This is a genomic window from Virgibacillus sp. GM2-2 (genome assembly GCF_055329585.1).
The window spans coordinates 47598-63182 of sequence record NZ_JBUZWC010000019.1 but is presented as its reverse complement, the minus strand read 5'-3'; the positions used below and the strand labels follow the sequence as shown (position 1 = coordinate 63182).

Below are 15585 nucleotides of genomic sequence, written 5' to 3'. Positions count from 1 at the left end.
CTGTTGAACCGGATTTCTTTCGTTCTTCTGCTCTGAAAAGCGTTTCATACCCCTGATGAACCGGATTTCTTTCGTTCTTCTGCTCTGAAAAGCACTTCATACAATCGATGGAAAACTTACTTTACGTAATATCAGTCTCAAAATATCTTCACTCCTATAAGTACTAAATCCCACTCTTGCATTTCGCGATAAGACTATATATAATATTAAAAAGTCAATATTATTAGCTATGAAAAAGGCGTAGTACAATTACCCTCTGATTATAAGAGAACTTGTGGTTGGTGAAAACAAGTATCAAGGTGAATTGGAATTGGACTTTGGAGCTAAAATTATTATTAAAGTGATTCTGCAAATAGCAGAATAATTAGGGTGGCACCGCGGTTCATTCGTCCCTTGCTGAGGGATTAATGGGCTTTTTTTAATACCCAAAATTCCTCGTATTACAAATCAATGGAGGAAAAAGAAATGGAAAAGACAATTTTTTCTGGTATTCAACCAAGTGGAACACTGACAATTGGCAACTATATTGGAGCTATGAAGCATTTTGTCGATTTGCAACATGAACACAATTGTTATTTCTGTATTGTTGATGAACACGCTATTACCGTTCCACAAGATCGATTAAAGCTTCGTCAAAATACACGATCGCTTGCAGCCTTATACCTTGCTGCTGGAATTGATCACGAAAAAGCGACGTTGTTCATTCAATCGGAAGTCTCTGCACATACTCAGTTAGGTTGGATTTTGCAGACCATTAGCTACACTGGAGAGCTTGAGCGAATGACACAATTCAAAGATAAGTCAAAAGGAAAAGAAGCTGTTTCTGCAGCATTGCTTACCTATCCACCATTAATGGCAGCCGATATTTTACTATACAATACAGATATTGTGCCTGTTGGTGATGATCAAAAACAACATCTTGAGCTAACTCGTGATTTAGCCCAGCGATTTAACAACCGATTTAATGATATTTTCACCATTCCTGACATAAGCATGCCAGAAGTCGGGGCACGTATCATGTCATTACAGGATCCAACGAAAAAAATGAGTAAATCAGATGAGAATGAAAAATCGTTTATTTCAATGCTTGATGAACCAAAAAAGATTGAGAAAAAAATCAAAAGTGCAGTTACCGATTCGGAAGGTATAGTAAAGTTTGATAAAGAAAATAAGCCTGGGATCTCGAACTTAATGACAATCCTTGCAAGTTGCTCCAATAAATCCATCAAAGATATTGAAGCAGATTTCACAGGCAAAGGATACGGAGATTTCAAAGCAGCTGTAGCTGAAGCAGTTATCAACGTATTGTCCCCTATCCAAGAGCGTTACAATGAATTAATTAATTCAGAAGCTTTAGATGAGATTCTAGACGATGGTGCAAACCGCGCTTCCATTGTTGCGAATAAAAATCTAGCTAAGGCGAAAAAAGCAGTTGGACTTGGTCGAGTAAGAAAAAAATAAATAAAAAAGCTAGATAATAGGGTCATGTTCGTTAAACCCTAGTATCTAGCTTTTTTTTATCAGTCAATTTTGTTTTGATGTTCTACCCTCTGGTACCTGTTCAAGTTCCCAAAGCCGCTCCAAGAATGGTTGTCCTTTAATTAATTTTCTACATAGATTTTCATGCTCATTACTCCAGCCTTGTTTTGCTCCATCATATAGTGCTTGCCAAATTTTATCAGGATCCATAAAGCGAATAGACGGGTATTTCTTTGGATTCCATTCCGTTAGCCAATAACGTAACTCGTCATGGTTATTCGTGGTTCGTAATTGATCTAATGCCATCATTAATAATTGCTTTAGTTGTCGTTCTCTTCGGGTCAATCCATAAATCAATTCCGGCTCCATCGATAAAATATGGTATTCTTTTTCTCTCATTTTTTCATCGAGTTTAAATTTCTGTGGTTTGTTGCCTGCTATCATATCATATACCTGTTGCTCTTGCCTTGGAATTAATCTACTTTTTCTAATTGGAATTTGATAACCTACCGTATCGAAGGCGATAATATCGCTTCCATCTGTTACTACACAAGCATAATCTAAGACTATGCGTTCCTGACCTTTTCGAATATATGCACGCTTACAAATAATATCCAATAATGCCTTTGGTAGATCGTGCATATTATTTTCAATATAGCGGTAAAGGTCCTTCTCTATGTATAGTAATGGAACCTGATCAAGCAACTCGATGCCATCTTCTTTCCGCCATTCATGGAAGTAGCAAACACTGTAGCCATTTTCTTCACCTTCAAACCAGTTAACCCAAACATCATGTAAATATAACATTGAAAACCCTCACTTTGTATGCCACCTTTTAAAATACATTATGACCAGGATACTGGAAAAATATTCGAATATAACCTACATTTTTCCTATTTGTAAGGGTAGTGATGTAAAGCAATTGCCATGAAAATAAATCCTATTGGAAGAAAGTAGCATTCAGGTCTAGTAACAATATAGCTAAAAAAATCAATCCATGCGAGTCCTGCAGGAATAAAGTTTAAATATGTAATTAGGACAACCCCACCCGCAACAGCTAGTCCAAAACCTAGTAAAAATAAAAAAACCATGAACATATCCCCCACCTACACTTGTCCAATTTTTTATACTATATGCTAGGCTGGTAACAAAAATGAATAATACTTACTTCTTTCTATTAGAATCAATAGAATGACACAAACCAGCATAAACCCTAGTTGTCGCTATATTCAATTAAGCATAAATTGTGATGAAGTCTTTCCTGCGGGAAGAAACTGCTCGGTAATGGACACAGAATACCTTATTTTTGCTTTTCAGACATGTTTTATGGGTTAGCCGGACACAGGATACCTTATTTAAGTGGAAACACGATGAATTTACTATTTTTTGACTGTATAAGAAATCCTGTGTCCGCGGACAGTCGCATTTGGTCTGTTTTTCCACAAATAAGGGCTTTGGTGTCCGCTTACCCTAAATTAACTCGCCTTTCAAGATCTAAAAAAAACGATATTCAGGCAAGTTGCCTGAATATCGTTTTTATATCCTATAATTACTTGTCGTATTTTTTAAAGATTAGTGCAACATTGTGACCACCAAACCCTAGTGAGTTGCTCATTACCACATTCACGTCTTGTTTTCTTGCCTCATTTGGAACGTAGTCTAAATCACATTCTTCATCAGGTGTTTCATAGTTTATTGTTGGCGGGATAATGTTGTCAGTCAATGATTTGACTGCAATAACGGATTCTATTCCACCCGCTGCACCTAAAAGATGACCTGTCATCGATTTTGTTGAAGATACTGCTAATTTATAAGCATGGTCACCAAAAACATCTTTAATTGCCATTGTTTCAAATTTGTCATTCAAATCGGTACTTGTACCGTGTGCGTTAATATAATCTACAGTTGTTACGTCAATGTCAGCATCAATTATTGCTTGTTGCATCGCACGTGCTGCTCCTTCGCCACCTTGTGCTGGAGCAGTAATATGATAAGCGTCACCTGTAGAGCCATAACCAACGATTTCCCCATAAATATGAGCACCTCGTTCGAGAGCAGACTCTAACGATTCAAGAATAAGAATTCCTGCTCCTTCACCCATGACAAATCCATCGCGATTTTTATCAAATGGACGGCTAGCTGTTTTTGGATCTTGGTTCGGTGATAATGCCTTCATTGAACTAAACCCAGCAAATGCCATATTTGTAATTGGTGCCTCTGCTCCACCTGTAACCATATAATCAGCATCCCCACGTTGGATTACCTTAAATGCATCACCAATTGAGTTTGCACCGGATGCACAAGCAGTAACGGAGCAGGAATTTATCCCTTTTGCGCCTAACTGAATAGAAACCTGGCCAGCTGCCATGTCCGGAATTAACATCGGTACAAAGAATGGACTTACTCGCTTGTAACCACGCTCCAAAAACTTGTTATGCTGCTCTTCATACGTATCCATTCCACCAATTCCTGATCCAATCCAAACGCCTACACGATTTGCATTAGAATCATTTATCTCAAGCTTCGCATCCTCAACAGCCATTTTTGATGCTGCTACTGCATATTGTGTGAAACGATCCATTTTACGTGCATCTTTTTTATCCATAAAAGCAGTTGGATCAAAATCTTTTAATTCCGCAGCAACAGTTGCTGGGAACTCATCCTTGTTTACTCGAGTAACTGTATCAATTCCTGACTTTCCAGAAACGATACTATCCCACATACTAGAAACATCATTTCCTACTGGACTCACTGCTCCTAATCCAGTTATAACAACTCTTCTTGCTTCCATTGCATTTTCCTCCTATATATACTAAATCGTTTTATTCGTCTATCTTCCCCAACGTAAAGCTACAGAGCCCCACGTCAAGCCACCACCAAAACCTACCATAACGATTAAATCATTTTCTTTGATTTTACCATTTTTCACTTCTTCTGATAGTGCAATTGGTATCGACGCAGATGAGGTGTTGCCGTATTTTTTAATTGATGTTGCCATCTTATCTTCTGAAATACCCAACCGTTCGCGCGCAGCATTCATAATTCGAATATTCGCTTGATGCGGAATGAGGTAGTCAACATCCTCTTTATTATAGCCAATTTTTTCTATCACATTTACCGATGACTCGGGCATCTGTCTAACCGCGAATTTAAATACTTCTCGACCGTTCATGATTAGGTGTTTATCTTTATCTTCATATAAATGTTTACCACCTGAACCGTCTGACCCTAATTCAAACGATAAAATACCTTTTCCTTCCGATACTTCTCCGACAACAACGGCACCCGCACCATCACCGAATAACACACACGTATTTCGATCTTCCCAATCGGTAATTTTTGAAAGCTTTTCAACACCAACTACAAGTGCTTTTTTATACGTTTTTGTTTCGATAAATTGACTAGCTGTAACTAGTCCATACATGAACCCAGAGCAAGCTGCACCAAGATCCATTGAAGCGATTGTTCTTGTTCCGAGCCTATCCTGTAAGCGATTTGCTACAGAAGGAAACGGTGTATCTGGAGTAACCGTTGCAACGATGATTAAATCGATTTCCTCTGCGGCTACATTCGCATCTTCTAAAGCCTGTTGTGCTGCAAAAAAAGCCATATCAGATGTGTCTGTATCATCATCAGCTATACGGCGTTCTTCTATTCCCGTACGGGTACGAATCCATTCATCGCTTGTATCTACTTTTTTTTCCATATCTTTATTTGTAACGACATTGGTTGGAACAAAATGACCTGTACCTAATATGCCAACATTCATCTTTCCATCCCCTTAAAAATTATATTTATTATCAAATATTATGACTTGGTACTAATTTTAATGCATTCCATTGTTACTTGCAAGCAGAATATCCTAAAATGATTGGCATAAAGATATCCATATCGGTGCTAATGCGGTTTTGCAATCTGAATAAAATTATAGGGTTATTTTGCAGGATGAGAGGTCCGTTACACCTTTTCTACTAAAGAAAATAAAAAATAGAAACAATGAGTTGATTCATCGTTCCTATTCATTCGGTAGTAATGCTGTATCTTTATACTCTTCAATTGTATCTTTTATTTTTTCTTGATAATCCTCTGGCACAAGTGGGCTGAATTCACCAAGTGATATGACGTCATCCTGAAAATCAAATACTAGAATATCTCCGTCCAGTTCTTTCTTGTCAAACTTTTTAGCAGCTAATGTATAAAGCTTGTCCACATGTTGTACCGTGCTCGTTAATACCATTTTTTCATCAATATAAGACTGATCTGTTACATATCCAATAGCATACAAGCCTTCTCGACTCGCACGTTGTATGACATCAATACTGTATACATCACCAGTTGGATAAAATACATCAACTTTATTTTTCTTCATGTTTTCATACATAGCCAAAGCCGTTTCGGTATCAGTCCAGCTTCTTACGTAGTCAATGTGTACCTCTGCTTCAGGATTCTGATATTTAACTCCTTCATAAAAACCTTCTATTTCGGGTTGCCATTCATGAGCAGCAATAATACCGATTTGATTAGTTTCAGTCATTTTACCTGCTACCATTCCGCCGAAAAAGCCCATAGCATGTGAGTTGAAATTTAAACTAGTAACATTTTCCGCGTGATAGCCTCCATTAAAATAAACAAAATGCACATCTGGGTAGGATTTAGCGATGTTGATAAAATATTTCCCATATGTATTACTATGGCCAAAAATAAGATTTACACCGTCGTTAACAAATTCATCAACTGCATCATTTACTTCTTGTTGGGTCTTAATACCCTCTTTGTAGTAAACATTCACGTCAAACCTTTGTTCTATTTTTTTCAATCCATCATAGCCCTTTTGTCCCCAAGCTTGATCATCTACAGTACCTTCTACTAGCATACCTACATTTTGAATTTGCCCTGTTTCTAGATAGTCGTTACATGCTGATAGTAATAGAAAGCCTGAAATAATAAGGAATATGACGAATAAGTTCTTCAACATTTGCACTCCCAATCCATGAATATCACTACATCCTATTACTTATTGTATCGCTTAAAGCATTAACCGTAAACGAAATTAATTATTACGTTTACTTTACAAATTGCTATTTTTCACTTTTTTATAGTGATTAATCAGGTTATTGACCTGCTTTTCTATAGGTCTATTTTCCCTGATAAATAATTTCTTTTCAATTGCTTCATCTTCCTTCTGTAATTTCTTTTCTTTTGATAATGAAATGTATCTTGGCATTTCTGGTACATTTCTCCATTGCATAAAACAGTCAATAAAATCACCAATATAAATAGCTTCTCTTTGAAATCTGTCGGAATCAAATGGAATATATTGTCCACTTTCGTATATCCCTTTTTCGTCCATCGGCATCCATTCACCGAACAAAAGCGGCAATTTTATGTTGATAAAATTAGATGTTTGTAAATCATCTACTAAATTATATGTTTTGTCTGCACAAACAGAAGGTACTTTACTATAATCTAACAAAATAAGTTCAGTATACGTATTTTCTTTCAACTCCCTATCATCATTATAAAGTGTGAAGGAACTATTTCGGCCAAACATGAACAAACGCTCTTCCTCCCCTTCTGAGTCAATTGTCGCTAATCCATCGATAGCATTTCCTTCTTCTAATAATCGATTCACAAGATGGAACCCTATCCAGTGCAAACAGTTTGTTACACAAATAGTCATAAATAACCATCCTCTACGTAATATTCTTCAAAATCCACTTTTCATTTCAACATGTATTTGGTAAACTAGACATGGAAATGTAGAAAAATGAGGTGTTAATCATGCGTTTTTTATTGACATTTATATGGTCATTACTATTAAGCGGTGTTCTTTCGTATATTTTAACAAGTATGGGTGGGGGTGCATTTAATATGATGCATTCACTTATACTAGCTATTATCCTTTCAGTAGCGGCCTTCATCTTATCTGAAGGTGTTCTTAAAGGCGATAGCGAAGCATAAACATATACTCGAAAACAATCTTACTTACACAAACCCTTGCCTTTAAAAGTTGGCAAGGGTTTTGTGTATGATTCGAGTTCATTAATACCATGGTAAAATACTTAATGCGGTTAGTGCAGCAAGCGGAAGTACTAGCCGGCTAAATCTTCTTGGACGCCCATAGTAACCGTATCCTGGTCCATAACCATAACCTGGATATCCATAACCAAACTGTCGATCTTCTTCGCGGTATCCGTGATGATTTGATTGATCATTTGGAACAGCAATGTATACATAATCATCATCTAACCCAGTTATAATACCATCAATTTTATTACCATCGTTCGTTTCAGCAAGAACATAAGAGTGCATATGTTTTTTGCATAAATCGTATATATGTTGGTGATTATAATTATTTTTCATATTCATCCTCCTCACCAACTAGACTATTCAATTAGTTACTTATGCGTGATAAATGCTTAGAAAAATTTATTATGATAGCCCTTTGTTTAGTAGAACACTATGCTAGGGAATAGGAAATGTAAACGTAAAAATGGAGGCTTTCATAATGTTTAAAATCGAAGACGAGGATAAATTTATTGATTTTCATATTGGAACATATGAAATTTCGTTCAACAAAAAGTACCGTTTTTTTGCATTGATGAACGACTTAACACTTGGATTAGAGTTTTTAATTGGTAGTATTTTGTTCTTATTCGAATCAACCCAAACAGGGGGAACCATTCTTTTCATAATCGGAAGCGTTCAGTTGCTTGCCCGTCCAATCATCAAAATTATGCATGCGTTTTACTTCTCCCACATGTCGAAAAAAACAGTAGATAACAAAAAAATTTCTAGCGATGAAAGCTAGAAATTTTCATTATTATCCCCCGCTTACCGGTGGAATAAAGGCAATAACATCGCCACTTCTAAGCAGCTTATTTTCTTCAGCGTACTCCTCATTTACTGCTACCATGGATCCATCGAGGTTCTCCAATGGATAATCCTTTAAATACCTGTCTTTTAGTTCCTTGACCGTTATATCATCGGCTTCTATCGTGATTTTATCTTGACCAATTGCTTCGCGAAGTTCAGCAAAAAATAATACGTTAATCATTTTGCATATCCTCCTTATTTGGAAGGCTCTCTTTGTACGATTTATTTTCTTTTTGGTCACCAATCCAAAGGGTTCCATCTTCCCAATGTTCTTTCTTCCAAATTGGAACAATTTCCTTGATTCGTTCAATAGCATACTTACTTGCCTCAAACGCATCATTCCTGTGTGGAGTTGAAACAGCAATCACAACAGCTATTTCTGAAATCTCTAAGGGTCCAACACGATGTGCAATTGCAGTTTCTGTATTCTCCCACTTTAAAGCAATTTCATCACCAATTTGTGCAAGTTTCTTTTCTGCCATTGATGTGTATGCTTGATACTCCAAGTATAATGTTCGTTTTCCTTTTGTAAACTCTCTTACCGTACCAATGAACGTATTAATTGCTCCAGCTTCGTTTCGCGTTACCTTTGTCACACAATCGTTCACATTTAGTACTTTATCTGTAACCCAATATTGCTTGTCCATGCTTACACCTTCAATTGTTCTATTATGTATGCTAATTCAACTATGTTCTCTTTTTTCGTAATATCAAAGGATGAGTGCTTTTGTGTTTTTAAAAATCCAGTTGTTCCTACTGCAATTATATTAGATAAATCCTCAAAAAGCGATAAATCATCGCTATTTTTTACCAAGACAATTTTAGGATAATCTGCTTGTTTATAGCCTTCAATTAACAACAAATCAATTGGTAACGTCGAATAGATGTCAATTAGTCGATTAAAGTGAAGATTATGTAGTGTAAGCTGCGTAATTGTTTCTCCTTGCACCCCACTTATAAAGGCGCCTGATTCAAACTGGTCTGTACTATCCCTGCTTTCGGGTAAATCGATATCTCCACCATGGCCGTGATGTTTCAATGTACCAACTACGAGGTTCTTTCTAGAAAAAAGTTCAACAAGCTGCTTAATCAAGCTCGTTTTCCCAGAATTTTTGTATCCGACTACTTGAATGATTTTCATATCATACATTCCCTTATTTTTAAATAATAAAAAGGGATGATCCATAACTATGAACCAACCCTTTTCATCACAATAAAACGCATTCAAAATCACACGAAACCGAGTTCAATCTACTTCATAATACGATTTTAACGGATCAACGTGCGAATTATTGAATCGATCAATCTGGTATGCCAAGTGCGATTTTTGCGTAACGAGACATTTTATCTTTGCCCCATGGAGGATTCCATACGATATTAACTTCGATTTCCTTTACCTCAGGAATGTCAGACAATGCATGACGTACGTCTTGTTCGATGTGTCCTGCAAGTGGGCACCCCATAGCAGTTAGTGTCATCGTAACGGTACAAAGTCCATTATCGTCTAAGTCCACGTTGTATATTAAACCAAGATTCACGATATCAATCCCAAGTTCTGGATCAATTACGTTCTCAAGTGCACCAATCATATTATCTTTTAATGCTTCTTCCATGATATAAGCCCTCCTCACTTTTCCTATTTATATTTAAACATATTTCAGCCAAAATTTAAATTGATTGCCTATAAAGTGAAACTTCATTTAGTGGGAGTGCCTTTTTTCCCCACTGAATGATAGTTGAACAGTATCGGGCGTTTACGGTCAGTTAAATCCCTCTCTTATCTTCCCCTAATTCTTTTGCAAAATTAATGAGGGCGTATTACTGCCCGTCAAACTGCTAAATACGTGTTCAAAAAGGAGGATAAAAAGGACCAAGAAGTTCGAGGCAGCGTAGCTTTGAGTACCGGAACGTATGCTATTAATACGTGAGGAAACGATCTAGCACGCAGGAAAAGCGTTTTTCTTTTCCAAGGAACGGAAAAGCAAGCCAACGAAGAAATTCGATGTGTCATTTTCACCGGACCTTTTGAACATCCTCTATAAGTGCTTATCAAACCATTTTACCGTTTCTAAAATAGCGTAACGACTTACCTTATGTCCTTGATTCGCTTGATTCAAAAATTGAATATTATCCTTATTTTGATAAAGTTCTCTCGCTTCATCATAAAACGTATACGAATGGTCAAAAGGTACCACCGAGTCATTTTCTCCGTGCCAAAACAATAACGGACGATTGTTCAGCTTTTCCATTTGTTCGGATAAATCATATTGCTTTAGCGATTCAAAAAGATATTGAATCATCTCATCGGTAACAGGCAAATCCCCCATGCGTTTAAAACTATTCACCAACGTTTTTGCATAGGTAGTAATTTTAGGTGAACCCATCAACACAGCCGCTACTTTAATCCATGGGTATTGTGTTAACGTAGCTGCAGTTGTGATTCCACCCATGCTTGTCCCAGCAATACCAAAACGATCATCGGCAATTACATTTTCTTTTTGTAAAACATCGTAAATTTCTTTTGTTTCTTTTACATTTTGCATAACGATGTCCCAAAATGATATTTGTTTTTTTATAGACGAAATTTCAATTTCACGTTCACCATGATATTCACTATCCGGTAGCACGACACGAAATCCCTTTTCCGCTAATAAAAAGGCTAGTGGTAAGTTATGTTCTTTTGCACTCGTAAAACCATGGTGATATAGGACAACAGGTAATGCTTCATTTTCTTTTTTTGTATCAACAATAACTAATGCTGGAATTTTGTTAAATTTTCTATTATTTATCCCGATCATCGAATATTTCTCCTTAGGAAGTATATTTATTTAATGATAGTCCTGACAAAGCATAATTTGCAAGCATGAAAGAGCAAAAGCGTAAGCGCCCGGTTAGCAACGTACAAACTGGAGGGCTCCGAAATGAGATATAGGAAACACGGTGAGGGACGAGCCGATGTTGACTTATCGCAGTGGAGGAGCGTGAAGTTTGCTAGTTGCTGGGCGCTGGAGCTGGACGTGGCTGTTTGTAAATATAATTTACCTACAGTGCTCCTGGTCTTTAGTTTTCTAAACAAACAAGAAATGCTTTACAATGGAGATTGTCCCCTATAAACTAAGGTCATACGAGGTGAAGCTTATGGAAAATAAACGACATTTAATAGCGCTCGATTTAGATGGAACGCTATTAACGGATAACAAAAAAATTAGTGAACGTACAAAACAAACTGTCCTCTCAGCTATGGATGCAGGACATATTGTAGTAATTGCTACTGGAAGGCCACATCGCGCGAGTATTAATTATTATCATAGCCTAGGATTAGATACACCAATGGTTAATTTTAATGGTGCATTAATCCATCACCCAACTGATGATAAATGGGACGCATTACATAATCCACTACCTATTCGAACCGCCCATAAGATTATTGATGCATGTTATGAGCTTAATGTACACAACATACTTGCAGAAGTAAAAGACGAAGTTTACCTTGATCAGTACAACGAAGACATTATTAGCATTTTTCAAGCAACCGACAACGATTCTCCGTTTACGATTGGTAGCTTAAAAAACGAATTAAAAGAAGATCCAACGTCCATCCTTATCCATCCAAAAGAAGAGCATATTCAAGAAATTCGTACACACTTAGATGATTATCATGCTGAATTGATCGAACACCGCAAATGGGGAGCTCCCTGGAACATCATTGAAATTGTCAAAAAAGGAATGAACAAAGCAGTTGGATTGCAAAAAGTAGCACATTATTTTGACATACCTGTTGAGCGAATAATTGCATTTGGTGATGAAGATAATGACTTAGAAATGATTGAATATGCGGACGTTGGAGTAGCTATGGGTAATGCGATCGATGAGCTGAAAGCAGTTGCTAAGCATGTAACCCGCACGAACGAGGAAGACGGTATCGGCTTATTTCTTGAGGAATATTTAAAGCTTCAAGTAAAAACGTCATAAAGTGAAACTCCATTCAGTGGTGGGTTTGAGTTCATTTTACTGGCCACCGAACATTTTTTGAAAGTATTTCTGTTATTTTCCATCAATATAAATATAATAGCCGTCCATACTATAAGTGAGCGCAACAAGCGTTCACTTTTCTTTTTTCACTTAGATTACACTAAGGATCAAAGAAATCTCTGGGGGGATTTACGTTGAGCAAAAAGAGCAAATCAAAGCGTTTTACTCAGCAAGGTGCAACTTCCGTCAAACAGCATTCCGAACGTTTTCCTTATCGATCACGATTTAGTGATTCAGAAAGAAAACGTGAGGAAGCTGATAACCACACTGTAGGAGGGTTTTAGGTGGGAAATAATCTCTTTCAACAAGCCAAAAATGCCGTCTCAAACTTAGCTAATATGCAAGGTGCTGCGAGCCAACAAGAAAAACAAGCAGCACACAATGCGATTCAAGCTGCTAAATCTGATTGTTCACCTGAAGAACAACAACAGCTGCAACAATTAGAACAGCAACTTAAATCGAAAAACCAAACTAGCTAGTCACCACAATCCGCATAAATTTTGCGTTGTGTACGATTTCTTCCTTAATATAGAAATTAACTCGGAAATTAACACTAACGTTGGTACCTGGTCCTTTTAACAAGGCCAGGTACTTTTTATCATTCACCTTCAAGTTACTTGCGCTTTTCTAATTTGTTGTCATCTGATAATATAGACCTAAGTAGAGAATTAGGAGGGTTTATTGATGGGAGTAAGAGCAGAAGCAACACCGAATCCGAACGCATTGAAATTTACAACTGATAAATTGATTTTTGAAGGAACAAATAGTATCTCCGTAATGCCAGGTGATACAAGTGAACACGAAATACTGAATGATTTAATGCAACTTGAAGGTGTAGACAATGTTTTTGGGTATCAAAATTTTATCACTGTAAACAAGCAATTTGATGCGGAATGGGACAACCTAACCCCTCGCGTACAAGAAGTATTTGAAAAACACGGATACTAAAATACATAGTTCCATCCGACTGACTGACAGCAGCCAACATTTGCTGTCTTTTTTGTACTGGTAGGAAAGTAAAAGGGCAACTAAGGCTTTCGCCATGAATCCTTGGCGATAAGCCAAGTTTTCTAATATAGAAAAAACCGCTCCCTCGATCGGAAGCGGAACCCACTTAGACACTATCTCTTCGAAAGAAACCGAAAATACCTGTTGTTTGAACAATATTTGTGAAGGCGTTTGGATCTACCTCGCCTATAATTCGTTCTAAATCATACAATTCATATCTTGTAATAACAAGATACATCATATTTTTATCTTCTTTTAAATAAGCACCTTTTACTGGAATTATTGTAATTCCACGTACCATTTTATTATGAATCGCACGCTGTAATTCATCAGCTTTGTGCGTAATAATCATAGCAGTTACCTTTTCGTGACGAGTATGAATTGCGTCAATCACATACGTTGTCACGTATAATGTTAGCATCGTATACAAAGCGTTCTCTGGCTTGTAAAGGATACCAGCCATTGCAATGATTACAGCATTTAAAATTAAGAAATAAGTTCCAATCGGCTTATCCTTCATTCGAGAAAGAACCATTGCTACAATGTCCATACCACCAGTTGATGCACCAAGTTTTAATGTTATCCCGACACCTATACCACCGATTACACCGCCAAATACTGCATTTAGGATGATATCTTCAGACAACTCAATTACTGGGATAAAGGTTAAGAAAATCGTTGTAAACAGGACGGAAATGGCACTGTAAATCGTAAATCCTCTTCCTACTTTAAACCAGCCCAAGATCGCCACCGGAATATTAAGGATAAATAAAAGAATACCAGTACTTAAGCTTATCCCTAGTACGTCATTAAATACACTGGAGATGAGCTGTGCTGCGCCAGTAAATCCACTAGCATATACATTGGCTCCAATTAGGAAAAAGTTCAATGAAATCGCGTTTAGCAACGATCCAAAAATAACAATAAGAATACGTTTTGATTCGAATAAGAACATGGCTACCTCCTTGTTGCAACATCTTTTACTGAAATTTTGTTAGAAAAACTTGGCTTCGCAAGCCTTTATGGCGAAAGCCTTCTTGCGTCTATGCAGTAAGAAAGCTCACCTGTGAAAAATATACTTTGACTATCCCATATACTAGCATTAAACTGAAAGAAATATAAGAATTTTATAGGAATGTAGGTGAATGGAATGAATGTCAAAATACTTGCCGATTCTGCATGTGATTTGTCAAAAACACATTATAACGAATATGGTATTGAAATGGTACCGTTAACCGTTCAATTGAATGAAAAAGAGTATGAAGACGGAAAGACAATCACGCCAAAAACAATTTACGATGCTATGCGTGATGGGAAAAGCCCTAAAACGGCACAAGCTTCACAACAATCGTTTAAAACCATTTTTACATCATATGCTGAAGCAAATCAACCCTTAGTTTATTTTGCATTATCATCCGAATTATCAGGCACTTTCCAAGCAGCGAAAATAGTAGAACAAGAAATTAAAGAGGATTACCCTGAAGCTGTAATTCATGTAATTGATACAAAATGTGCATCACTCGGAATCGGACTAGTTATTATTCGAGCTGCCCAACTTGCACAACAAGGTGCCACTGTAGATGAAATTATTGAAACTGCAACCTACCATGCAGAACATATGGAACATATTTTTACTGTAGATGACTTAGAATACTTATATCGCGGTGGACGAGTTAGCAAAACTGCGGCTTTTGTTGGTACATTATTAAAAATTAAACCAATCTTACATGTAGATGATGGTAAATTGATTCCATTGGAAAAAATCAGAGGCTCCAAAAAGCTGCTTTCCCGTATCATCGAGATCATGGATGAACGTGGAACAGATTTTTCAAACCAGGTAATTGGTATCAGTCACGGAGATGATTTGGAAACTGCAGAGAAATTAGCTGGACTAATTAAGGACAAGTTTGAGCCAAAAGACATTCAAATTGAAATGGTTGGCTCAGCTATTGGTGCACATTCAGGCCCTGGAACATTGGCTTTATTTTTCTTGAATAGTGAGAATAAGTAAGATTTCAGGATAAACTAAAAAATAATCAAGCTGTCAGAGACTACTCTGTAGCGGACACAGAAGCCGTTATTTTTACTTTTCACACCTTTTTTATAGGTTAAGAGGACTCAGGATGCGTTATATTGTGAAAACAGATAGAAATCAGGTGCTTTTTATTAAATAGCGCATCCTCAGTCCGC

General features: G+C 36.9%; 21 protein-coding genes and 1 other annotated feature. Of the genes, 8 read left to right on the top strand and 13 right to left on the bottom strand.

The window, feature by feature from the left end:
* The first annotated feature begins 220 nt into the window (after window positions 1-220).
* Window positions 221-397, top strand: a binding site (T-box leader).
* A gap of 68 nt (window positions 398-465) precedes the next feature.
* Window positions 466-1461, top strand: coding sequence for a tryptophan--tRNA ligase (trpS, locus tag ACY9Z2_RS17060; protein ID WP_463610875.1), 996 nt, complete (start codon window positions 466-468; stop codon window positions 1459-1461).
* 63 nt (window positions 1462-1524) lie between these two features.
* Here trpS and ACY9Z2_RS17055 read toward each other — a convergent pair whose 3' ends face one another.
* From ACY9Z2_RS17055 to ACY9Z2_RS17030, 6 genes are all read right to left on the bottom strand, one after another.
* Entirely contained in the window at window positions 1525-2286 is a 762-nt protein-coding gene (locus tag ACY9Z2_RS17055; RefSeq protein ID WP_463610874.1) for a YjbA family protein, read from the bottom strand.
* A gap of 86 nt (window positions 2287-2372) precedes the next feature.
* Complete coding sequence (locus ACY9Z2_RS17050) at window positions 2373-2570, bottom strand: YuzI family membrane protein (protein ID WP_463610873.1); 198 nt, start codon at window positions 2568-2570, stop codon at window positions 2373-2375.
* Between the two features lie 458 nt (window positions 2571-3028).
* The gene (gene fabF, locus ACY9Z2_RS17045; protein WP_463610872.1) at window positions 3029-4270 is read right to left on the bottom strand and encodes a beta-ketoacyl-ACP synthase II; all 1242 of its coding nucleotides are present in this window, start codon (window positions 4268-4270) and stop codon (window positions 3029-3031) included.
* A 39-nt stretch (window positions 4271-4309) separates the two neighbouring features.
* The gene (locus tag ACY9Z2_RS17040) at window positions 4310-5248 is read right to left on the bottom strand and encodes a beta-ketoacyl-ACP synthase III (RefSeq protein ID WP_463610871.1); all 939 of its coding nucleotides are present in this window, start codon (window positions 5246-5248) and stop codon (window positions 4310-4312) included.
* Between the two features lie 246 nt (window positions 5249-5494).
* Entirely contained in the window at window positions 5495-6454 is a 960-nt protein-coding gene (locus tag ACY9Z2_RS17035; protein ID WP_463610870.1) for a BMP family ABC transporter substrate-binding protein, read from the bottom strand.
* 93 nt (window positions 6455-6547) lie between these two features.
* A complete protein-coding gene (locus ACY9Z2_RS17030; protein ID WP_463610869.1) occupies window positions 6548-7159 on the bottom strand; it encodes a hypothetical protein in 612 nt (203 codons plus the stop codon).
* Window positions 7160-7260: 101 nt separating this feature from the next.
* Between ACY9Z2_RS17030 and ACY9Z2_RS17025 the strand changes: the two genes are divergently transcribed.
* A complete protein-coding gene (locus ACY9Z2_RS17025) occupies window positions 7261-7440 on the top strand; it encodes a DUF2929 family protein (RefSeq protein WP_463610868.1) in 180 nt (59 codons plus the stop codon).
* Between the two features lie 81 nt (window positions 7441-7521).
* Here the strand turns inward: ACY9Z2_RS17025 and ACY9Z2_RS17020 are convergent, their stop codons facing one another.
* Complete coding sequence (locus ACY9Z2_RS17020; RefSeq protein ID WP_463610867.1) at window positions 7522-7842, bottom strand: hypothetical protein; 321 nt, start codon at window positions 7840-7842, stop codon at window positions 7522-7524.
* Between the two features lie 145 nt (window positions 7843-7987).
* On the opposite strand from ACY9Z2_RS17020, the gene ACY9Z2_RS17015 reads away from it, so the two are divergent.
* Entirely contained in the window at window positions 7988-8290 is a 303-nt protein-coding gene (locus tag ACY9Z2_RS17015; RefSeq protein WP_463610866.1) for a YrhK family protein, read from the top strand.
* A gap of 12 nt (window positions 8291-8302) precedes the next feature.
* Here ACY9Z2_RS17015 and moaD read toward each other — a convergent pair whose 3' ends face one another.
* The 5 genes from moaD to yjfP all read right to left on the bottom strand — a co-directional run bounded on the left by moaD (window position 8303) and on the right by yjfP (window position 11153).
* A complete protein-coding gene (gene moaD, locus ACY9Z2_RS17010) occupies window positions 8303-8536 on the bottom strand; it encodes a molybdopterin converting factor subunit 1 (RefSeq protein WP_463610865.1) in 234 nt (77 codons plus the stop codon).
* Complete coding sequence (locus ACY9Z2_RS17005) at window positions 8529-9002, bottom strand: molybdenum cofactor biosynthesis protein MoaE (RefSeq protein WP_463610864.1); 474 nt, start codon at window positions 9000-9002, stop codon at window positions 8529-8531. Before ACY9Z2_RS17005 ends, moaD begins: the two co-directional genes overlap by 8 nt.
* 2 nt (window positions 9003-9004) lie before the next feature.
* Complete coding sequence (gene mobB, locus ACY9Z2_RS17000; protein WP_463610863.1) at window positions 9005-9496, bottom strand: molybdopterin-guanine dinucleotide biosynthesis protein B; 492 nt, start codon at window positions 9494-9496, stop codon at window positions 9005-9007.
* Window positions 9497-9656: 160 nt separating this feature from the next.
* A complete protein-coding gene (locus tag ACY9Z2_RS16995; protein WP_463610862.1) occupies window positions 9657-9968 on the bottom strand; it encodes a metal-sulfur cluster assembly factor in 312 nt (103 codons plus the stop codon).
* Between the two features lie 423 nt (window positions 9969-10391).
* Window positions 10392-11153, bottom strand: coding sequence for an esterase (gene yjfP / locus ACY9Z2_RS16990; RefSeq protein WP_463610861.1), 762 nt, complete (start codon window positions 11151-11153; stop codon window positions 10392-10394).
* Between the two features lie 340 nt (window positions 11154-11493).
* Between yjfP and ACY9Z2_RS16985 the strand changes: the two genes are divergently transcribed.
* The 4 genes from ACY9Z2_RS16985 (at window position 11494) to ACY9Z2_RS16970 (ending at window position 13335) form a co-directional block, all read left to right on the top strand.
* Entirely contained in the window at window positions 11494-12327 is an 834-nt protein-coding gene (locus ACY9Z2_RS16985) for a Cof-type HAD-IIB family hydrolase (RefSeq protein ID WP_463610860.1), read from the top strand.
* Window positions 12328-12521: 194 nt separating this feature from the next.
* Window positions 12522-12671, top strand: a complete 150-nt coding sequence (locus ACY9Z2_RS16980) for a hypothetical protein (RefSeq protein WP_463610859.1) — start codon at window positions 12522-12524, stop codon at window positions 12669-12671.
* Window positions 12672-12866 carry a DUF3813 family protein gene (locus tag ACY9Z2_RS16975; RefSeq protein ID WP_463610858.1) on the top strand — a complete coding sequence of 65 codons (195 nt, stop codon included), beginning with the start codon at window positions 12672-12674 and terminating at the stop codon, window positions 12864-12866.
* A gap of 205 nt (window positions 12867-13071) precedes the next feature.
* Window positions 13072-13335 (top strand): NifU N-terminal domain-containing protein, encoded by a 264-nt coding sequence (locus ACY9Z2_RS16970; RefSeq protein ID WP_463610857.1) that lies wholly within the window; start codon window positions 13072-13074, stop codon window positions 13333-13335.
* Window positions 13336-13501: 166 nt separating this feature from the next.
* Here ACY9Z2_RS16970 and ACY9Z2_RS16965 read toward each other — a convergent pair whose 3' ends face one another.
* Window positions 13502-14350: a YitT family protein gene (locus ACY9Z2_RS16965; RefSeq protein ID WP_463610856.1), complete on the bottom strand. Its 849-nt coding sequence runs from the start codon at window positions 14348-14350 to the stop codon at window positions 13502-13504.
* Between the two features lie 195 nt (window positions 14351-14545).
* Here ACY9Z2_RS16965 and ACY9Z2_RS16960 point away from each other — a divergent pair, with 195 nt between their 5' ends.
* Window positions 14546-15406 carry a DegV family protein gene (locus tag ACY9Z2_RS16960; RefSeq protein ID WP_463610855.1) on the top strand — a complete coding sequence of 287 codons (861 nt, stop codon included), beginning with the start codon at window positions 14546-14548 and terminating at the stop codon, window positions 15404-15406.
* Window positions 15407-15585 lie beyond the last annotated feature (179 nt).